Origin of the sequence: Maribacter thermophilus, assembly GCF_001020565.1 — a bacterium.
Lineage (GTDB): Bacteria > Bacteroidota > Bacteroidia > Flavobacteriales > Flavobacteriaceae > Maribacter > Maribacter thermophilus.
On record NZ_LDAS01000001.1, the window covers coordinates 3,410,410 to 3,432,509 of the forward strand.

Annotated in this window: 15 protein-coding genes; 13 read left to right on the forward strand and 2 right to left on the reverse strand. The window is 40.3% G+C overall.

Annotated elements, in window-relative coordinates; genetic code table 11:
* Window positions 1–155: 155 nt before the first annotated feature.
* The 5 genes from AB657_RS14815 to AB657_RS14835 are packed head-to-tail and all read left to right on the forward strand — an operon-like array spanning window position 156 to window position 3,610.
* On the forward strand, window positions 156–842 hold the full coding sequence (locus AB657_RS14815; protein ID WP_047247201.1) for a response regulator transcription factor: 687 nt from the start codon (window positions 156–158) through the stop codon (window positions 840–842).
* Window positions 842–1,903 carry a sensor histidine kinase gene (locus tag AB657_RS14820; RefSeq protein WP_047247202.1) on the forward strand — a complete coding sequence of 354 codons (1,062 nt, stop codon included), beginning with the start codon at window positions 842–844 and terminating at the stop codon, window positions 1,901–1,903. The genes AB657_RS14815 and AB657_RS14820 overlap by 1 nt, the downstream gene beginning before the upstream one ends.
* Window positions 1,904–1,957: 54 nt before the next feature.
* Window positions 1,958–2,626 carry a tRNA (guanosine(46)-N7)-methyltransferase TrmB gene (gene trmB / locus AB657_RS14825; protein WP_047247203.1) on the forward strand — a complete coding sequence of 223 codons (669 nt, stop codon included), beginning with the start codon at window positions 1,958–1,960 and terminating at the stop codon, window positions 2,624–2,626.
* A 4-nt stretch (window positions 2,627–2,630) separates the two neighbouring features.
* Window positions 2,631–3,260 carry a LysE family transporter gene (locus AB657_RS14830; RefSeq protein ID WP_047247204.1) on the forward strand — a complete coding sequence of 210 codons (630 nt, stop codon included), beginning with the start codon at window positions 2,631–2,633 and terminating at the stop codon, window positions 3,258–3,260.
* An 11-nt stretch (window positions 3,261–3,271) separates the two neighbouring features.
* Window positions 3,272–3,610 carry an MGMT family protein gene (locus AB657_RS14835; RefSeq protein ID WP_047247205.1) on the forward strand — a complete coding sequence of 113 codons (339 nt, stop codon included), beginning with the start codon at window positions 3,272–3,274 and terminating at the stop codon, window positions 3,608–3,610.
* A 20-nt stretch (window positions 3,611–3,630) separates the two neighbouring features.
* Here the strand turns inward: AB657_RS14835 and AB657_RS14840 are convergent, their stop codons facing one another.
* Together AB657_RS14840 and AB657_RS14845 are read right to left on the reverse strand one after the other, a co-directional pair.
* A complete protein-coding gene (locus AB657_RS14840) occupies window positions 3,631–4,977 on the reverse strand; it encodes a sensor histidine kinase (RefSeq protein WP_047247206.1) in 1,347 nt (448 codons plus the stop codon).
* On the reverse strand, window positions 4,977–6,341 hold the full coding sequence (locus tag AB657_RS14845) for a sigma-54-dependent transcriptional regulator (RefSeq protein WP_047247207.1): 1,365 nt from the start codon (window positions 6,339–6,341) through the stop codon (window positions 4,977–4,979). Before AB657_RS14845 ends, AB657_RS14840 begins: the two co-directional genes overlap by 1 nt.
* 210 nt (window positions 6,342–6,551) lie before the next feature.
* Between AB657_RS14845 and AB657_RS14850 the strand changes: the two genes are divergently transcribed.
* The 8 genes from AB657_RS14850 (at window position 6,552) to AB657_RS14885 (ending at window position 22,081) form a co-directional block, all read left to right on the forward strand.
* A complete protein-coding gene (locus tag AB657_RS14850; RefSeq protein ID WP_047247208.1) occupies window positions 6,552–7,898 on the forward strand; it encodes a TolC family protein in 1,347 nt (448 codons plus the stop codon).
* 19 nt (window positions 7,899–7,917) lie between these two features.
* Complete coding sequence (locus AB657_RS14855; RefSeq protein WP_047247209.1) at window positions 7,918–9,168, forward strand: efflux RND transporter periplasmic adaptor subunit; 1,251 nt, start codon at window positions 7,918–7,920, stop codon at window positions 9,166–9,168.
* A 68-nt stretch (window positions 9,169–9,236) separates the two neighbouring features.
* Window positions 9,237–9,932, forward strand: coding sequence for an ABC transporter ATP-binding protein (locus tag AB657_RS14860; RefSeq protein ID WP_047247210.1), 696 nt, complete (start codon window positions 9,237–9,239; stop codon window positions 9,930–9,932).
* A gap of 114 nt (window positions 9,933–10,046) precedes the next feature.
* Window positions 10,047–12,428: an ABC transporter permease gene (locus AB657_RS14865; RefSeq protein WP_047247211.1), complete on the forward strand. Its 2,382-nt coding sequence runs from the start codon at window positions 10,047–10,049 to the stop codon at window positions 12,426–12,428.
* 26 nt (window positions 12,429–12,454) lie between these two features.
* The gene (locus AB657_RS14870) at window positions 12,455–14,803 is read left to right on the forward strand and encodes an ABC transporter permease (protein ID WP_047247212.1); all 2,349 of its coding nucleotides are present in this window, start codon (window positions 12,455–12,457) and stop codon (window positions 14,801–14,803) included.
* 24 nt (window positions 14,804–14,827) lie between these two features.
* Window positions 14,828–17,260 (forward strand): ABC transporter permease, encoded by a 2,433-nt coding sequence (locus AB657_RS14875; protein ID WP_047247213.1) that lies wholly within the window; start codon window positions 14,828–14,830, stop codon window positions 17,258–17,260.
* A 26-nt stretch (window positions 17,261–17,286) separates the two neighbouring features.
* Window positions 17,287–19,686: an ABC transporter permease gene (locus AB657_RS14880; protein WP_047247214.1), complete on the forward strand. Its 2,400-nt coding sequence runs from the start codon at window positions 17,287–17,289 to the stop codon at window positions 19,684–19,686.
* 19 nt (window positions 19,687–19,705) lie between these two features.
* Window positions 19,706–22,081, forward strand: coding sequence for an ABC transporter permease (locus AB657_RS14885; protein WP_047247215.1), 2,376 nt, complete (start codon window positions 19,706–19,708; stop codon window positions 22,079–22,081).
* Window positions 22,082–22,100: the final 19 nt, after the last annotated feature.

A 22,100-nucleotide genomic window follows, 5' to 3' on the forward strand; every position in this document is an offset into this window, starting at 1 on the left:
AAGAAACTGGTAGAAGGTAAATGTGGGGTTACGTCCATATTAAACCTTTATTTTATTAATGTTACCTAAACGTTACTACATTAAATCAATGTTAAGCCACTTTGTAGTAATTGGATTATCTGTACTTTTGATAAAATAACCTCACACTTTAAACCATGAAAAAGAAGGATATTAAGATATTATTGGTTGATGATGAGCCAGATATTCTAGAAATTGTTAGTTATAACCTATCTGCAGAAGGCTACGAAGTAATCACGGCCAAAAATGGTGCGGATGGTGTTGCCAAGGCGAAAAAAAAGCAGCCCCATCTTATTATATTGGATGTAATGATGCCAGAAATGGACGGTATAGAAGCTTGCGAGATCATGCGTAAAACACCGGGCCTTGAACATTCTATTATTACCTTTTTAACGGCTAGGGGCGAAGATTACTCCCAAGTAGCCGGTTTTGATGCGGGGGCAGACGATTATATTACAAAACCTATTAAGCCAAAAGTTTTGGTAAGCAAGGTAAATGCCTTACTCAGAAGAATGGTAAAGGGTGATGCTCCACAAGAAGATATAACCAAAGTAGGTGATATTGTGATCAACAGAGAGGAGTACAAGATAATTAACAAAGGAGAGGAAATAATTCTTCCTCGAAAAGAGTTTGAGCTTTTGGCATTACTTACATCAAAACCAAGCAAAGTGTTTAAGAGAGAGGTAATCTTGGACAAGGTTTGGGGCAATGAAGTAGTGGTTGGTGGTCGTACCATTGATGTACACATTAGAAAATTACGCGAGAAGATCGGGGAAGACCACTTTAAAACGGTTAAGGGTGTAGGGTATAAGTTTGTTCTTTAATGGCGGTACGTTCAAGAAAATCATATAGGTTTGCCTTTCGTTCGGCATTGTTCATCGGTTTCTTGACTTTTTTCGTTTTTGGAATACTGCTATGGCAATTTCAATTCCTAAATTGGCCATTGTTGGTATTGGCTACCGTGCTGGTTTTTCTAGGGGCTTTTGTTTTTTTACAGTTTCGGATAGAGCGTTTTATATATAAGCGTATTAGAAAAATTTACGATGATGTAGCTTTGTTGGAGTCCAGTTCCCTGGCCCCCGATCCCATAACTACAGATATGCGCACCCTTACTGCGGAGATCGAAAAATTCGCCCAGGACAAAAAAATAGAAATAGATACCCTAAAAATTAGAGAGGAGTATAGAAAGGATTTTTTAGGCAATGTATCTCACGAATTAAAAACACCGTTGTTTACGGCACAAGGTTATCTTGAAACACTTTTGGACGGTGCCATCGAGGACAAGAATATTAGAAAAAAATACATTTCAAGAGCCAATAAGGCAGTAGACAGACTTATCTATATTGTTAAGGATCTAGATCTCATTACCAAGTTAGAGGTAGGTGAACTGAGCTTGCAAAAAGAAGATTTTAATATTATCGAATTGATCCAAAATGTGTTTGACCTTCTGGAAATGAAGGCGGCCAAGAAAAATATAGTATTGACTTTTGATCTTGCATATAAAGATCCCATTATGGTCTATGCCGATAAGGAAAAAATTCAACAAGTATTGACCAACCTTTTGGTAAATTCCATTAAGTATGGTAATAATAATGGTACGACCGAGGTAAGTGTAGAAAACTTGATAAAGAACAAGGTGATCGTACGGGTGACCGATAATGGAGAAGGAATTCCGGCACAGCACATTCACCGTTTGTTCGAACGTTTTTATAGGGTAGACCCAAGTGGTAATCGAAAAGAAGGAGGGTCTGGCTTGGGCCTCTCCATTGTTAAACATGTAATAGAGGCACACGGAGAAAAAATATATGTAGAAAGTTCAGAAGACGTAGGTTCTGAATTTTCCTTTACCCTCGAAAAAAGCAAAACCCAAAATACTGCGACATAACAATAAGTACACTCTGCAATTTTCTTAGATTTGCCGTTTTAGAACGGTACTAAAGTGGGAAGTAAAAATAAGCTTAAGAGATTTAAGGAAAACGAAACCTTTAAGAATGTAATTCAACCTACCAGGGAAGAAATTCAAAAAGGTTTTTCGTTGAAGGGTCGTTGGCGCGAACATTTTAAAAACGACCATCCGATTGTTTTAGAGTTGGGCTGTGGAAAAGGTGAATATACGGTAGGCCTGGCAAGAAAAAACAAGGATAAGAATTTTATTGGTATAGATATTAAAGGGGCCAGGTTCTGGAGAGGTGCAAAGACAGCTTTGGAAGAAAATTTGCCAAATGTTGCTTTTTTGAGAACGCAAATAGAATTGGTAGACCTTTTGTTCGGCGAAAACGAGGTGTCCGAAATATGGATAACCTTTCCGGATCCACAAATCAAGTACAAACGTACCAAGCATAGAATGACCAATAAAGAGTTTTTAAGTAAGTATAAAAAAATACTGAACCCTGCAGGAACGGTCAACCTAAAAACCGATAGTGAGTTTATGCACGGGTATACCCTAGGACTTTTGCACGGTCTTGGTCTAGAGGTTATCTATGCCAACCATGATGTGTACAAGAACGAAGGGAGTCCTAAAGAAGTTCTTGAAATTCAAACTTTCTATGAAAATCAGTATCTTGAAAAAGGGAAGCCTATAACCTATGTCAAGTTTAAGGTAAACTGATTTTATGCAACAGATACTAACTTTGCTCTTTTTTACTTTTGGTGCTGCTTTTTTGGCATCGTTACCACCTGGCCTACTAAATCTGAATGCCGCCAAAGCCAGTGTGGAGAAAGGAAAAGCGAACGGAGTTATGTTCGGTCTTGGGGTCGCTGTCGCCGTAATGATGCAGACCTATGTAGCCGTTAGAATCGCAAAATACATATTAAGAAACCAGCATGTTGTAGAAGTATTGCTGCAAATAGCCATCGTATTGTTTTTTGTACTGGCTATTTTCTTTTTTATAAAGGGAAGAAAGCAACGTCAGAGAGAAATAGTTTTGGTAGAGGGAAAAAAACGTAACAGCTTCTCCAGAGGCGTTTTTTTGGCGCTTATAAATTTATTGGCAATACCTTATTATAGCGGGTTGAACACGGTATTTCACGGGCAAGGTTTTATGACCTATGCCTTAGAGGATGAGGTCGTATTTATACTTGCTGCAGGGGGCGGTACTTTTTTGGCTATGTATCTTTATGTCTTCTATTTTGATAAAATGGAAAAAAAGACCAGTACATTCTCTAAAAACAGTAATTATATTTTAAGTGCTTTGATGGTGCTTTTGTTCGTAATTACCTGTATAAGATTTTTTAATCGTTAGTAAAGAAGACCATGAAACCTGAAAATGAAAATTTCTTCGAAAAAGTATATCAGGTAGCAAGGTTGATACCCGAAGGTCGTGTAACTTCATATGGGGCCATAGCTAAATATTTAGGGGCTGCCCGTAGTGCAAGAATGGTGGGATGGGCATTGAACGGTTCAAAAAAAAAGGAGGATGTACCTGCCCATAGAGTTGTGAACAAAGCAGGATTGCTCACTGGAAAACATCATTTTGAAGGTACCAGTCTAATGCAACAACTGTTAGAAAGTGAAGGTGTCGAAGTAATCGACAACCAAGTACAACATTTGGAAAGATATTTCTGGGATCCGTTTGTAGAGCTAAATAAATAACCCTTTCTTATAGGTGCTTACTACTCAAAAGTAAGTGTAAACACGGTGTTTTTTTCTGATATTACATGAATATTTCCTCCGTGCAGTCTCATGATCTGTTTAGACAAGCTTAGCCCAATACCCGTACCTGTGTTTTTGGTGGTAAAGAACGGAACAAAGATTTCGTTTATCAATTCTTGAGGTATACCAGCTCCGTTATCGTAGACCTGAATAAATTTCTTGTTCATTTCATTAATACCAGCAATAAGCCTGATGGTTCCGTTTTCTTGCCCTTCTAAAGATTGTTTTGCATTTTTTCCAAGGTTTAAGAGCACTTGCGATATTTGTTTTTGATCCACATAGAGTTCCAAATCTTCTGGAGCAACCAAAATTTCGATTTTTAGGTTTTCGGGGTCGGTTTGTTCTAGAAGTAACAGTTTCACCCTTTCAAGTAGTTTGTGGGCAGGAATCAGTTCTTTGTCCGGTTCCGGAACACTTAAGAAGGTACGGTAAGATTTTACAAAACTCATAAGGTCGGATCCTTGGTCTTTTATGACCTCCAGGCCTTTTACGGTGTTTTTAATTTGGTCTTCTCCAAAATCTGAAGGTGCTAATAACACGTTTCCCTTTTTGTAATATCTAAGAATGGATTCTGAAATGGAAGTGATAGGGGTAATCGTATTCATGATCTCATGGGTTAATACCCGTATCAATTTTACCCACGAATCTGTTTCTTTTTGATCTAGTTCTTTATGGATGTCATGTACCACCACTAACAATAATTTTTCTTCCTCAATAGTAATGGGAGTACATTTTAAACTTAGGTCTCTCTTTCCTCTTTCATTTCCTAATTGGTAAATGGTATTGTCAAAAGGTTGCAGGTCTTTAAAAAGGTTGTATAGCTCTTGATCTACCTGAATTAATTGTTTTATATGGTTAAGGGGCCTATAATTCAATAAGTGCTGTACCGTCGGATTGGCAAAAAGAATATGTCCTTTGTCGTTTATAGTGAAAATACCGATATCCGCTTGCTTTAATATTTCTTGGTAGTACTGCTCTTGGGCCTGCTTTTTTAGATGGATATCTTGGATCATGCTATTGAGCATATTGAGGCTATGATTTAATTCCTCCAAAGATTTTACGCTTAATTTTTCTGGAAAGCGCAACGTAAAATCTTCATTTTTAATGGCATCGAAAAAATAGGCTATTTTTCTATTGGTCTGGTTCACATGGCTGATCAGGGCAGAAGTTTGCGCAATTATGATCAGTATACCAATGGCACAGACAATGTATTGCCCCTTAAAGAAAAAGTAGGTGGAAGCCACAATGGTCAATACCATGAGCACAATGCGAAAAACCAACTGTAAATAAATGTTACGGCTTACCATTATTTTTCTAACTTTTTTAACTTGTTATATAAGGTTTGCCTAGAAACCCCCAATTGTTCCGCTGCCGCGCTATAATTACCATTATGCTGATTTAGGGCGTTGGTAATCATCATCAGTTCCATCTCTTCCAATGTACTTGGCCCGTTTTCTACGGAAACAGAATTTTTTACTTCTAAAAGAAAGTCGGTGGGCTTTAAAACATTCCCTTCACAAAGTATTACCGCTCGCTCTATGGTGTGCAATAGCTCCCTTACATTTCCGGGCCAACTGTACGACATTAGTTTTTCTTGGGCCGCTTGGTTCATTTTTAAACCTTGTTTTCCATATTTATTGACAAACTTTTTTAAATAAAAATCTGCCAAGACCAGTATATCGTTGTCCCTTTCCCTGAGTGGTGGCACTTCTACACGAATGGTATTGATGCGATATAATAGATCTTCCCTAAAAAGTCCGTCCGCCACCATTTTGTCCAAGTTACAATTCGTTGCGCATATTAATCTGATGTTTATAAGTATGGGTTTGTTGGAGCCCACCCGTACAATCACCCTGTTTTGTATGGCAGACAGCAGTTTTGCTTGCATCTGTAATGACAGGTTTCCTATCTCGTCCAAAAAAAGTGTTCCGCCATTGGCGGCCTCGAATTTTCCTGCGCGGTCTTCCTTCGCATCTGTAAAAGACCCTTTTACATGTCCGAAAAGTTCACTTTCGAACAGGTTTTCTGAAATAGAGCCCATATCTACCGATATAAAAACCTCGTTCTTTCTGATCGATAATCTGTGGAGCTCCCTAGCGATCAATTCTTTTCCGGTACCGTTTTCCCCTGTAACCAATACATTTACATCTGTTTTGGCCACTTTTTGAACAAGGTTTAGCACCGAATTTAAAGCTTTTGAGTTACCTATGATGTAATTCTTGTTTTGGTTGATTACCTGTTTCAGGTTGTTTTGTTTTTCTTTTAATTGGGTAACCTCTTTTTTTGTTTTTCTAAGCTCATAGGCGGCTTTTACGGTGGTTAGCAATCGTTCATTGTTCCACGGTTTTAAGATGAAATCTGAGGCTCCTTCCTTAAGAGCCTCTACGGCTAAATCTATAGCACCATAGGCTGTCATCATTATAACAGAGATATGGGGCGCTCTTTTTTTTATTTCCCGTAACCAATACAATCCTTCATTTCCTGTGTTTACCCCGGCCGAAAAATTCATGTCCAACAGAATAATATCTATGTTCAAAAAATCGGGAAACGATGTTATCTGGTTCGGGTTAGAGATTGTTTGTACACTTTTATATTCGAACTGTAAAAGAATCTCTAAAGCGCTCAGTACACTTTTATTGTCATCTATAACTAAAATTTTCGCATCGTTCATGATATGAGGTAATTATCAAGTGTTGTAGATAAAGCTACAAATAGAAAGTAACACGATTTTACATGTGTCAAATATTTTTACAATATCTGTACAAGTATTTTACAGTTGTATCAGGGGTGTAATAAATGTTATTTTGTAACTATCTGTAAATCAATAATATGTATTTATGGCACATTAATAGTAAATAGTTTGGCATACCAATGTTTACGTATGAATCAAAAAATTAAAATATCGCTCTTTTTTCTGCTTGTCCTGGGGGCCGGTCTTAGCGCCCAGGAAAAATGGACACTGGATGCATGTGTTACTTATGCGCTGCAAAACAATTTACAGCTCAACGATTATGAGTACACCAATCTATCCAATAAAGAAACCTACGCACAATCTATTCGTAACCTGTTGCCAACCATCAATGGGTCTTCTAATTACTATATCAATTTTGGGCGTAGTACCGATCCCTTTACCAATGATATTGTGACCACCGATTTTTTCACCAATAACTATTCGTTGGAATCTTCGATAGACCTGTTTCAGGGCTTTCAAAAAATAAATTCGATAAAGGCATCGAAGTTTTTATACAAGGCTACCCAAGAAGAGGTATTGCAGCAGAAGTTTCTTTTGGCCTTTAGGGTAATGCAGGCCTTTTATGATATTCAGTTTTTTGAGGGTTTGGTGGCTATTTCCCAAGAGCAGTTGGCCGTTTCGAAGTCGAATTATGAGTTGGTGAAAAAACAGATAGAGTTGGGGCTAAAGGCAGGGGCCGACCTATATGAGGCAGAATCTTTATTGTTGACCGATGAGCTGAACCTTACCCAGAGCAAAAATCAGTTGGCGACCGCCAAGTTGACCTTGATTCAAGAAATGAACCTAGAGAATACCTCCGACATCGATATTCAAGAATCGTTGGAGGATGTTTCGTTTGATTTTGATAATGAGGCAATAAAATCGGATTCGGTGTATAACGAGGCCAGGGATTTTCTTCCGTTGATAAAGGCGCAGGAACTTAGGGCCAAAGCAGCCAAAAAACAGTTGGCCGTATCACGAGGTAAGCTTTATCCCTCCCTATCCCTTTTTGCCGGTGTAGGTACCGGATACTTCGAGACCACACGCGATTCCCTAGGTAAAACATTGCCCTTTAGGGAGCAGTTTAGGGACAACACTTCGCAATATATAGGTGTTAGCCTTAGTGTTCCCATAAGTAATGGTGGGTCGGCATGGTCTAACATAAAACAGGCTAAGATAGAGAAGCTTAGAGCGGAAAATAATTTAAAGACCCAAGAGCAAGTGCTTTTTCAGACCATTCGGCAATTGGTACAGGATTACAATTCGCTATTGGTAGAATTGGCACAGAGCGATAAAAAGGTAGAGGCGCAAAACTTGGCCTTTACCATTGCGCAAAAACGATACGAAAAAGGCTTGGTCAGCGCCTTGGAGCTGTTTACGGCGAAAAATTTGTTCGCCAGTGCCCAGAACGAGAATTTACAAGTACGACTTAAAGCGGAAATCAATAAAAGCACCTTGGACTTTTATAGAGGACTTCCTGTGTTTAACATAAATTAGAGATAGATCAATAGATACGATGGATATACAATTAGAAAAGAAAAAAGGGTTACGTCCCAAACATTATGGGTATATAGCAATAGGGTTGTTGGTGCTTTTTGTGGGCTATCAGCTGTTGTTCGCCAGTTCGGTGGCTACCTTTAGAACAGAGAAAGACAAACTTTCGATCGCCGAGGTGACCCACGGCAAATTTGACGACTACATAACCATCAACGGTAATGTGGCACCTATTACCACCATTTATATGGATGCTTACGAAGGGGGGCGTGTTACCGAGAAGTTGATAGAGGAAGGCGCTATGGTAAAGAAAGGGGACATCATCCTAAAATTGGAGAATATGAACCTTTACGAGCAAATATTGGCCAGTGAAAGTAACTTGGCATTGAAGCAGAACGATCTACGGTCCACAAAATTGACCTTCGATTCGCGCCAAGTGGAAGGGCGTCGTTCTTTGGCTACGGCCAGTACGGACCTTCAGCGATTAAAAAGGAACTTTGAGCAAAACCAAGCGCTTTATGATGATGAGCTCATATCGAGGGAAGTCTATTTAAAATCAAAGGAAGATTACGAGCTTTCGAAAAAGCAGTACGAAATAATAAAGAAGCAGACCGAAAACGATGATGAGCTGCGCGAAACATCCTTAAAAGGCTTGGATACCGATTTGGCGCGTATGCAAAAAACACTCGGTATGGTGTACCAGCGTCTGGATCATTTAAATGTGCGGGCACCTGCCGACGGGCAATTGGGCTATCTTGATGCCGAAATAGGCCAGAGTATATCGCAAGGCCAGCGAATAGGGCAGATCAACGTGCTGACCGATTACAAAATTGAAGCCGATATAGACGAACATTATATAGACCGGGTAAAACGCGACTTAAGTGCCGTTTTGGAACGTAATGGAAAGGAATATGCCTTGCGGGTCAGAAAGGTATACCCCGAAGTACGTAGCGGAAGGTTTCGCGTAGATCTTGTCTTTACAGAAAACAAACCCGAAACCATACGTACAGGGCAGAGTTACAATATAAAACTGCAGCTGGGCGAATCTAACGATGCCTTGCTGGTGCCAAAGGGAAGTTTTTTCCAGAGTACGGGCGGTCAATGGATCTTTGTAGTAGGTGCCGATGGTGGAGAGGCCTTAAAAAGACCGATCCGAATCGGAAAACAGAACTCTAGGTACTATGAGGTGCTCGAGGGCCTTGATGCTGGTGAAAAGGTGATTACGAGCAACTATGATAGTTTTGGCGAAGCGGAAAGAATTGTATTAAAATAACATAAAAGTGTCACATCTAGCTTATTTAGGTGTCATTATATCAACCCATTAAAATCAAACAGAACAAGATGATAACGATCCAAAATTTAAAAAAGAGCTTTCGAACGGAAGAGGTGGAGACCTTGGCCTTGAACAATGTGAACCTTAAAGTGGAAGATGGTGAATTTGTGGCCATTATGGGGCCGTCCGGGTGTGGTAAATCCACCTTACTGAATATTATTGGTATGCTCGACAACCCAACAGAAGGTAGTTACAACTTTGCCGGACATGAAGTCGGGGGTCTAAAAGAAAGCCAACGCACACAGTTGAGAAAGGGAAACCTAGGGTTCGTCTTTCAAAGCTTTAACCTGATCGATGAGCTTACGGTCTACGAAAATGTGGAGCTGCCGCTTATCTATTTGAAAATGGGTAAAGCAGAGCGAAAAGAAAAGGTGATGAAGGTGTTGGAGCGAATGAAGATCGCCCATAGAGAGAAGCACTTTCCACAACAGTTGTCGGGTGGGCAACAGCAACGTGTGGCCATCTCAAGGGCAGTGGTTACAAACCCAAAACTAATATTGGCCGATGAGCCTACGGGTAACCTGGATTCCAAGAACGGAATCGAGGTAATGAACCTGTTAACAGAACTGAACCAAGAAGGTACTACCATTGTAATGGTAACACACTCCGATAGGGATTCTCACTATGCCCATAGAGTAGTAAACCTATTCGATGGTCAGATCGTTACCGAAAGTCAGAACAGGGCCATAGGGGCCATGATGTAGGGGGAGTTTATTCATTAATCAACAAATAACCAACCAAAACCAGACCAAACCAACCAAACTTATCCTTTAATCACGGATAAATTGTTTTAGGGAATCAATCAAAAAACGAAGGCCATGTTCAGAAACTATATTAAAATTGCTTGGAGGAACCTTAGGTTCAACAGACTGTTTTCTATCATTAATATTGTTGGGCTTTCTATTGGGCTCACCATCGTAATGTTGTTGTTTTTGTTTATTTCCCACGAACGGAGCTTCGATTCTATGTTCCCGAAAAAAGATCGTATTCACAGGGCTATAATTAAAACCAATGGTGATTTTGGTTTTGATACATGGGCCACCGTACCCCCGATTACCAGTTTGGCTATGAAGGAAGAAGTTACCCATGTAGAAAGTGCTGCGAGGTTGTTAAAACATAATTTTGGTAGACCCGCTTCTTTACGGATCAACAACCAGAATTATACCGAAGATATGCTTTATTGGACCGACAGGGAATTAGTTTCCATATTCGATATTGCATTGATCCGTGGAGATGGAGCAACTGTTTTGGACAGACCGGGCACCGTTATTCTATCGGAAAAAGCGGCCCAGACCTATTTTAATGGTGAAAACCCTATAGGCAAGACCATTTTAGTGGATAATGATAATGAGTTGGAAGTTACCGGGGTGTACAAAGATTTTCCAGAAAATAGCACCCTCGATGCAGATATGTTGGCTTCTAGCAACGGGTCTTGGTTTTATGATCGCAGATCGTGGTCCAATGCCAGCTTTGAGACCTATTGTTTGTTAAAGCAAAATGTATCATCTCAGGCAGCCCAAGAGCAACTAAACAAAGTATTTGAGGCAAATGTCGATGCAGATAGCAGATGGTTTTCATTTGCGTTACAACCGTTGGAAAAGGTACATCTATATTCCGCTTCTTATGGAAACTCCTATACTTCGCGTATTGGCGATATCAACGAAGTACGCAATTTGACCTATTTGGCCATTTTGATTCTTTTGATCGCATGCATCAACTATATGAACCTTACTACCGCTCGTTCACAAAAACGGTCTAAAGAGGTAGGCATTAGCAAAACACTCGGGGCGACCTCAAAATCTCTGGTTGGCAGATTTTATATGGAAACAGGCCTTATTGCCGCTATTTCGATTTTATTGGGTATAGTTTTCACGATACTGCTGCTTCCCAGTTTTAATGGTTTAACCAACCAAAACCTTGGCCTAGACCTTCTGCTGACCCCTACTTTTTTAATAGTTACCATTGTTGTATGGTTAATTACTACATTGTTCTCTGGTCTGTACCCTTCGTTATATCTTTCTAGGTTTTTGCCCAAAGAGATATTATCCCCGTCCCTTAAGCGAGGTATGGGTAATATTTTGATCAGAAAAGGATTGGTAGTGATGCAGTTTGCAGCTTCTACCGCTTTGATCGTAGGGGTAATGGTAATTTACCAACAAACGGACTATATTCAGAACAAAGATCTCGGTTTTGTTGCGGACAATGTAATGGCCATTTCAATAGGGGGCTTAAGAGGTAATGAAAATAGGGATGCATTAACACAAGAACTTAAGAATTTCTCTGAAGTTACTGCTATATCCATGGTACAGGGATATCCAAGCATGGATGTCAGCGGCCGTTCCCTAAGAAAAAACAATTCGGAAGAACAAGGCTTGAATATTCAGACCAACGTTACCGATGCAGGTATAATTGATGCACTAAAACTGAAACTTTTGGCAGGTTCCGGTCTTCCAGAGAACAAAGCAAAAAACGATACTTTGGTTGAGGTTCTCCTTAACAAAAAGGCAATAGATTATTTAGGATATACCCCTGAGGAGGCCATCGGCAAGGAAGTTTATATGGGGAATATGTATACTATTGTTGGGGTCGTGGATAATTTTAATTACGAATCCCTTCACCAACCCATTGGGGCCTATGCCTTTCATAATGCACCGACCGAAGGAAAATCATTTATGCTGGTCCGTTTTAATTCTGTTAACCTGGTAAACACGGTAAACAATTTAAAAACGGCATTTAATAAAGTAGCACCGGATATTGATTTCAATTACACATTTTTAGATCAAAGTTTAGAGACATTATATGCCCGAGAGAAAAGAGCAGGACAAATAAGCATTGTGTTTTGTCTTTTGGCTGTTTTTGTCGCAGCGCTGGGGCTTTTCGGGCTAGCAGCTTATACCGCGGAACAACGCAAAAAGGAAATTGGGATTAGAAAAGTTCTTGGCGCATCGGTGGCCAAGATCAATCAAATGCTTTCCAAAGATTTTGCAAAACTGGTCTTGATCGCACTGATGATCGGTTTTCCGGTGGCCTACTTTTTTATGGAAAATTGGCTGCAAGGTTTCGCTTATAGAATTGATATTCAATGGTGGGTATTTGCCATTGCAGGAATCATAGCTCTGGGGATTGCGCTGATAACGGTAAGTTTTCAGTCTGTACGGGCAGCGTTGACCAATCCCGCCAAAAGCTTGAGAACGGAATAAAAAAATCAATCAAAAAACGGAGAACCATGTTAAAAAACAATATCAAAATAGCTTGGCGGAACCTATGGAAAAATAAGGGTTACAGCATGCTAAATATTTTTGGCCTGGCTATCGGTATTACGTGTGCCGCCATGATCTTGCTCTGGGTAGAGGATGAAGTAGGGTATGACAAGAATTTTGACAAACAGGATGTGGTGTATTACGTTCCCACCAATCAGCAGTACGATGGCGAGTGGAGAACATTTTTTCAAGCTACTCCCGGTCCGTTGGCCGAGGTTTTGAAAGAGGAAGTTCCCGGTATTGTAGGTGCCGCCAGAACAAAAGGAGAAGACCTTTTATTTAGGGCAAATGAAATATCGATCAATAAGAATGGAAGGTTTGCAGACCCTGATTTTTTAAGCATGTTCAGTCTAACCTTTGTGGAAGGCAACTTGGAAACCGCTTTCAAAGAGGTAGATGCCATTGTCGTTTCACAAGAAACCGCCCAACAATTATTTGGTGAAAACACATCAGCTATTGGTAAAATAGTTAAAATTAATAATGAAGCCAATTATACCATTTCAGGGGTGTTCGAAGACTTGCCGAACAACGTGACCTACAGTTTTGATTGGGTGGCTCCTTTTGAACGATTTGCAGCCGGTAAAGAATGGATGAAGGAGTATGGGGCCAATTTTTCCGATACTTTCGTGGAACTTTCCCCTGAAGCAAATTTCGATGTTGTTAATCAGAGAGTGAAGCAAATACTTCCCGAGAAAACAGAAGACGATGAAACTGTTGCCTTTTTGTTTCCCATGAAAGATTGGCATTTAAGGTCAACTTTTGAAGGAGGAAAAAATGTAGGTGGCCAAATTACATACGTTAGGCTGTTCAGTCTAATTGCGATCATTATTTTATTGATCGCCTGTATCAACTTTATGAACTTGGCTACTGCCCGTAGCGAAAAACGGGCCAATGAAGTTGGCGTGCGAAAAGTATTGGGATCGGGAAGAAAGGGCTTGATTTCCCAATTTATGGTAGAAGCTGTAATAACCGCGGTATTGTCGGCCTTCGTGAGCGTACTGCTGCTAAAATTATTGGTGCCCCAGTTCAATTTGCTCATTGATAAAAATCTGGAATTAAGTTTGTCCGATCCTGTCCATCTGTTGACCTTGGTGGGCGTCACCTTGGTCTGTGGCATTGTTGCAGGATGGTATCCCGCTTTTTATTTGTCCTCTTTTAAGCCGGTAGAGGTGCTAAAAGGGGCACGTAGAACAAAAGGAAGTGCCGCGTTCATTAGAAAAGGCTTGGTAGCCGCGCAATTTGTGGTTTCCATCGTGTTTATCATCAGTACCATTATCGTCTATCAACAGGTACAGCACGTAAAGGGGCGCGATTTGGGTTATAACAAGGAAAACCTGGTTAAAATACCCGTAACCGGGGATATGATCAAAAATTACGTTCCGATCGAAGAGGATATGAAGGCATCGGGATTGATAGAGAGCATCGGGTTAAATAATTCGGACATCCTTTCCGGGGGTAACAATACATCGGGGTTGGAATGGCAAGGCGGTGTAGATACCGAGAGCGTGCTGGTTTCGGTCAGGAATATTACATCGGGTTTTTTCAATACCGCAGGAATGGAAATTATTGAAGGAAGAGGGTTTAGTGAAAATCCCGCCCAGGATAGCACCAACATCATTGTAAGCGAATCTTTTGCCAAATTGATGGGGAGTGGCAGTGCCATTGGCAAAACGGTGGAAGAAGATTATCCCGTAATCGGGGTGGTGAAAGATTATTTATACGATGATATGTACGGATCTAGTGACCCTGTCATATTTTTTAACGACCCAAGCGAAGCCCGTTTTATGTATGTGAAGGCCAAATCGGGTAGCGCAACGGCATCTGCATTGGCCGCTATGGAGGCATCATTGAAAAAGTTCAATCCTGCATTTCCTTTTGAGTATGAATTTGTGGACGATGCGTACGATGCCAAGTTTAAGAGCGAGAAACTGATAGGAAGCCTTTCTCAAATTTTCGCCTTGCTGGCCATTCTCATTTCCTGTTTGGGGTTGTTTGGGCTGTCGGCATTTACTGCAGACCAACGGAGAAAGGAGATCGGGGTGCGTAAGGTACTGGGGTCTAGTATTACGGGCATTGTAGGCTTACTGTCCAAAGATTTTATGCGATTGGTGCTTCTGGCCATTCTCATTGCCATTCCTATTGCATGGTTGCTTATGCAAAATTGGTTGGAGGGCTATGCCTATCGCATTTCCATAAATGCATGGGCATTTGTGATAGCTGGGGCCATTGCCATAATAATAGCTTTGTTGACCATTAGTTTTCAGGCCATTAATGCAGCTAGGGTAAACCCTGTAGAAAGTTTGCGCTCAGAATAAAACATCAATCAAAAATCGAGAACCATGTTTAAAAATTATTTGAAAATAGCCTGGAGGAGTTTAAAGAAACAAGCCTTTTTTACGTTCCTAAATACTTTTGGACTTGCTATTGGTATGGCTGGGGCATTAATTGTATCGTTGTATATCTACGACGAGTTTAGTTATGATAAAATGTTCGCGGATGCAGACCGTATTTACAGAATAGATACGGATATTAAGTTTGGAGGAGCGGAAACAAAAGCGGCAGAAACCGCACCGCCAATGGCGGCGACATTAAAAAGAGATTTTTCACAGGTAGAATCTACGGTTCGTTTTAGAACTATCGGGGGCATGTACGTAAAAAAAGTGGGTGGCGACAAAGCTGCTAAAGAAACATATGTAACCTATGCCGACTCCACATTTTTCGAATTTTTTGGAATCGATTTATTGGCAGGTAACCCAAAAACTGCATTAACGGGTACAAACTCATTGGTGTTGACCAAATCTGCAGCAGAGAAACATTTTGGTTCTATAGATATTGTCGGCGAAGATTTACTCTTGGACAATTCGGATGTTTATACGGTTACAGGGGTTGTGGATGATATGCCAAAGAACTCTTATTTTAATGATTACAGTGTCTTTTTGGCAATGGCGGGTAATGTTGCCTCAAGAGAGGAACTATGGGGTAGCAACAACTATTTTACGTTCATAAAATTAATACCGGGAGTATCTGCGGAGGATTTTAAGGAACCCTTACAAAGTATGTTGGAAAGGTATATGCTGCCATGGGCCCAAAAGTATTTTCCGGGGATGACGGCAGAAACTTTCGAAGCTTCCGGTAATTATATTCGGTACCATACCATGCCCTTGACCGATATTCATTTACATTCCAATAGAAATAATGAAATGAGTGCGACCAGCAGTATTCAAAACATATATATTCTTTCTTTTATCGGGTTGTTTTTGATAATTCTGGCAAGCGTTAATTTTATGAACCTATCTACCGCCCACTCCCTTAAAAGAGCCAAAGAAGTTGGGGTGCGCAAAACCTTGGGGTCTAATAAAAGAAACTTGATTTTCCAATTTTTAACAGAATCCGGATTAATAGCTTTTGTTTCTTTGGTCGCGGCATTGGTATTGACTTTGATCGCATTGCCGTTTTTTAACGATTTTACCGGAAAATCAATTTCGATTCCGTATTCACAACCATTGTTCTGGCTGGCCTTATTGGCAGCAACATTGGTGCTAGGACTGTTTTCTGGAAGCTATCCCGCTTTTTTTATGTCAAGATTTATGCCAGTAGAAACCCTAAAGGGTGCAGGAGCCGAAAGTGTAGGTAGTGGCCGGGTACGTAATGCTTTGGTGATTTTTCAATTTTCGATTTCGGTACTTCTCATCGTGAGTACTTTGGTGGTATTTCAACAACTTAATTATATACAGAGCAAAGATTTAGGTTTTACAAAAGACCAAGTATTATTGATCAATGAAATTGGTCCATTGGGTACTAAATCCAACGCATTTAAAGAAGAGATTCTTAAAATGGGCAATGTGGAGAGCGTTACCTTAAGTAACTACTATCCAACCCCTTCTTGGCGTTCCGACAGTTCCTTTTTTCAAGAAGGGGCCAAAGATCAGGAAAACGCCATACAAATGCAGGAGTGGGCGGTAGATACAGATTATTTAAAGACCCTGCAGATGGATATTGTTGCCGGGCGAGATTTCAATAAACAATATGCTTCCGATTCAACCGCCATGATTATCAACGAGGCTACGTTGCCCATATTAAACCTAACGGCAGCCGAAGCTTTGGGTGTAAGGGTCACCGAAGAAATAGAAATTGAAAACCCTAGGTATTATACCATTATTGGGGTGGTAAAGAATTTTCATTTTAAATCGTTACGCGAAAATATTGGGGCATTGGGGATGTATCTGGATAATACCGCAGAAAATATGGCGGTAAGAATAAGTGGTGGAAATTATGCCAGTACCATTGCCGAGATAGAAAATAAGTGGAATGAGATGGCTCTTGGTCAACCATTTGATTATCGTTTTATGGACGATGCCTTTAATACAACCTACGAGGCTGAGCAGAAGCTGGGTCAGATATTTTTCATTTTTACTCTTCTTTCCATTTTCATTGCTTGTTTGGGATTATTTGGATTAGCTGCCTTTAATGCCGAGAAGCGTACTAAAGAAATCGGCGTTAGAAAAGTATTGGGAGCTACTGTAAGTCAAATTTCATACCGGCTTACAGTAGATTTTCTAAAATTGGTAGGAGTATCCATTTTGGTTTCATTGCCTATAGGTTGGTTTATCATGAACAAATGGCTCGAAGACTTCTCATATCGAATAGATATTGGATGGGAAATTTTCGTAGTCGCGGCCTTGTTGGCCATTGTCGTGGCTATAGTAACGGTTAGTTATCAAAGTATAAAAGCGGCAACAGTGAATCCCGTAAAAAGTTTGCGGTCAGAATAAAACATCAATCATCAAAAGCGAACATCATGTTTAAAAACTATTTAAAAATTGCCTGGCGAAACCTCTTAAAGAACAAGGGGTATTCCCTTATAAATGTTGGTGGGCTTGCTTTGGGTATGGCGGTAACATTGATTATAGGACTTTGGATCCAGGATGAACTGTCGTATAACAGTTATTTCAAGAACAAGGATAAAATTGCCCAAGTGTTTCAATCCCAGACTTTTAATGGTGAAACGGGAACGGGGCCGGCTATTCCCAGGCCTTTGGAGAAGGCCTTAAGAGATGGTTATGGCGATAACTTTAAGTATTTGATTATGTGTTCATGGACCAATGATCATTACTTAAAATATGGCGAAAAAAGTATTTCCAGACCTGGAAACTACATGCAAAGGGAAGGCCCTGAACTTTTTGGCCTAGAAGTTATAAAAGGGGAAAAAGACGGTTTAAGGGAGGTAAATTCCATCATGCTTTCGGAGTCTACTGCCGAAGCACTTTTTGGAAACGAAGACCCTATAGGCAAAACCGTCACCGTAAGCAACGAACATAAATTAAACGTAAGTGCTATTTATAAGGATATACCTTTCAATAATTCCTTTAACGATACGGAATATATAATTCCGTGGGATATGTACGTAGCCAATAATGAATGGATACGCAATGCCGAAGATTCTTGGGGCAACAACTCTTTTCAAATGTTTGTACAGTTGGTTGATAATACCTCGTTCGAAAAGGTTACGAATACCATAAAAGATGTAAAGAAGACCCTGAACGAAGACTCCGCCGAATTTAATCCGCAGATTTTCTTGTTTCCAATGAAAGACTGGCATTTGCGCAGCAATTTTGAAAATGGGAAACAGGTGGGCGGACGGATCAAATACGTATGGTTGTTCGGTATTATCGGTGCCTTCGTCCTCTTATTGGCCTGTATCAACTTTATGAACCTGAGTACGGCCCGGTCAGAAAAGCGTGCCAAGGAAGTGGGTATCAGAAAATCTATAGGTTCGCAAAGAGGACAGCTGATCTATCAGTTTTTAAGTGAGTCTTTCTTGGTTGTTGTTTTTGCGTTTTTTATGGCCTTGCTGATTGTGTTGTTTTCTTTGAACGGCTTTAACGATTTGGCCAGAAAGGAAATAGGGTTTCCTTGGAGCAATGCTAGCTTTTGGCTGTTGTCGTTCGCGTTCGTGATTTTCACTTCACTTTTGGCGGGTAGTTATCCTGCATTGTACTTGTCGTCATTTAGGCCGGTAGACGTTTTAAAAGGAACTTTTAAAACGGGTAGATATGCAGGGTTGCCACGAAAAATTTTGGTAGTGCTACAATTTACGGTTTCAGTAGCTTTCATTATTGGTACGGTTATCGTAATGCAGCAGATCAATTTTGCTAAAAACCGTCCGGTGGGGTATGATAAGGAGGGGCTTATTCAGATTCCTACGTTTAGCCAAGACTTTAATGGAAAATACGATCTAATGCGTACCGAGTTTATAGGGTCCGGGGCAGTGGTAGAAATGTCGACTTCCAGTAGCCCTACAACCCAAATATGGTCCAATAGAAGTGGTTTTGTTTGGGAAGGAAAACCAGAAGGTTTTCAAGAAGATTTGGCCTGGACAGAGGTTTCCCCAGAGTATGCAAAATCATTGAACCTTAAAATAATGGAGGGCAGGGATTTTTCAAGGGATTATGCGACCGATTCGCTGGCGGTACTGATCAACGAGACGGCAAAGAAGTATTTAGGAATGGAGAACCCCGTAGGGCAACTTTTACGTGACGATGATGAGGAGGATCCCAATCCGCCTTTAAAAATAATCGGTGTAGTACAGGACATGATCACACAATCGCCCTACGAACCGGTTAAACAAGGGGTGTATGTGTACGATAGGTATAACAATGGCAGTTATTATAATCTACGCTTAAACCCGAATCAAAGTGCTACACAAAATTTAGAAATTGTTGAAAATGTTTTTAAAGAGCACTTTCCCGATATTCCCTTCGAATATGAATTTGTAGATGACCAGTATGGCGAAAAGTTTGCGGCCGAAGAAAGAATAGGAAGATTGTCGGGCATATTCACGGCTCTGGCCATTTTGATCAGTTGCCTTGGCCTCTTTGGCTTAACCTCCTTCGTGGCCGAACAGCGTACAAAGGAAATTGGTGTTAGAAAAGTCTTGGGGGCATCGGTATTCAACGTATGGAACATGCTTTCCAAAGATTTTTTGAAACTGGTGATCATCTCATGCTTTATTGCGGTTCCCATAGCCTATTATATAATGAACGGATGGTTGCAAGAGTATCCGTACCGCGTCATTTTAAAATGGTGGATCTTTGCTTTGGCAATGGCCGGGGCCATGTTGGTAACGGTTCTTACGGTCAGTTTTCAGGCTATAAAAGCAGCGAGGGCAAATCCAGTAAAGAGTTTACGAACAGAATAATATTTTAAAATTTTCTGACATGTTTAAAAATCATATAAAGGTGGCATGGCGTAATTTATGGGCTAACCCCCTGTTTTCTATCATCAATATTTTGGGACTTTCTTTAGGCATGGCCATTGCCTTGGTACTCTATTTGTTTATTGGCCATGAATTAAGTTTTGATAATTTATATAAGGGGGAGTCGAACGTATATAGAATTTTACTGAATACGGACGGAGATAGTTTTTCTCAAGAAACATGGGCAGGAGCTCCAAATGCATTGGCGCCTGCAATGAAGACGGATATTCCGAATATTAAATATACGGCCCGTATTTTAAAACATGGTTTTGGAACAAATGCCAATGTAAAGGTGGGTAACAACATTTTTTTGGAAAAAGAACTCTATTGGGCGGATGCCGATATTTTTGATCTTTTAAAGATTGAAATTGTACTGGGTAACCGTTCAGATATAAATGTCCCAAATAGTGTTGCCCTTTCCCAAAAAACGGCAAAACAATACTTCGGAAATATGGAGGCCATTGGAAAGACGATAGAGATAGACAACAGGCAAAAAATGGAAGTGGTGGCCATTTATAAGGATATGCCAAAAAATAGTAGTTATAAGTTTAATGTGATTGCATCCCCCAAAGCTACTTATGCAAAGAATTTGTATTGGAGCAATGCCAGCTACGAAACTTTGGTTCAGTTTAACACCAATATTTCGGTACCCGAAGTAGAAAGGCAAATACAACAATTGGTGGATAAAAATGTAGAAAAAGAAAATCAATGGTTTTCTTTCTCCTTACAACCTCTAGAACGTATCCATTTATATTCAGCCGAATATTCAGATTCGTATGCGGCTCGTTTGGGAGATATCCAAGAGATTAAAAACCTATCGTTATTAGCGATACTAATATTGGTTATTGCCTGCATTAATTATATGAACCTTACAACGGCACGTTCGCAAAAACGCTCAAAGGAAGTGGGGATCAACAAAACCTTGGGGGCGGTAAAGAGAACATTGGTCGTGCGTTTTTATATAGAAACAGCATTAATAACCCTGATTGCCATGATAATGGGCGTTGTGTTGGCAGTATTGGCACTCCCATGGTTCAATTATTTGTCAAATCAAGAGCTTGATCCCAGTTTGCTTTTAGAGCCTATGTCATTTTTAGCCTTTCTGGTGATTTGGGCGGTAACCACTTTATTATCAGGTTCTTATCCTGCGCTGTATCTTTCTGGATTTTCTCCAAAATCGGCATTTTCACCTTCTTATAAACAAGGCGGTACGGCTATATTGGTGCGCAAAGGCTTGGTAGTGGTACAGTTTGCCGCTTCGGCCATTCTTATTGTGGGAATTTTGATAATATATCAACAAATACGTTTTATAGGAAATCAAAATTTGGGGTTTGAACCGGATAATATTGTTGTTGTCTCCGTAGCGGGCATCAATAGTCAAACAGGATTGGATGAAGTTGCCCAAGAATTTAAGGGGTTGGGGCAAGTTACCGATGTTGCCCTAGCACAGGGTTTTCCAGGAACAGGGGTAAGTCTAAATACATTGTTTAAAGATAGGGAAGATAGAAAGGGGCTAGACATACAGACCAATGTATCCGATCCCGAGGTATTGGATGTTTTGGGACTTCGGCTTTTGGCCGGTACTACCTTGCCAAAAAACAAGCAGGAGAACGATACGTTGATAGAGGTAGTACTGAACAAAACGGCTGTTGACTATTTGGGCTATACACCAGAGGAAGCGATCAACAAAAAGGTTTTTATAAATAGAGAGGTTCGTATAGTTGGGGTAGTGGACGATTTTAACTTTACCTCTTTGCACACTCCAATAGGAGCCTATGCCTTTACTAACAATGATACCGAATATAAGGGATATGCACTGGTAAGGTTCGGTAATTATTCACCGGATTTTTTGAATCAGTTGGAACGTACTTTTAAAGTAGTGGCTCCTGAAACTGTTTTTGATTATTCTTTTTTGGATAGGAACATAGAAAAGTTGTACGAAAGGGAACAGCGGACTATTCGTGTAGGGCTCATTTTCTGTGGTCTGGCCATATTGGTGGCCTGTTTGGGGCTTTTTGGTTTGGCCGCTTTCATGGCAGAACAACGAAAAAAAGAAATAGGAATTCGTAAGGTGTTGGGGGCCAGTATTTTTAATGTGTTTAAAATGCTATCTACGGATTTTGTGAAATTGGTGGTTTTGGCCTTGGTCATTGCTTTTCCGATTGCATACTGGTTATCCGACCGATGGTTGCAAGAATTTGCCTATCATATTGAAATTTACTGGTGGGTATTTGCCTTGACCGGTTTGGTTGCCTTGGCCATTACCTTGTTCACAATTAGCTTTCAGGCTATAAAAGCAGCGAGAGCAAATCCAGTAAAGAGTTTACGAACAGAATAATCACATCAATTCATCAAAA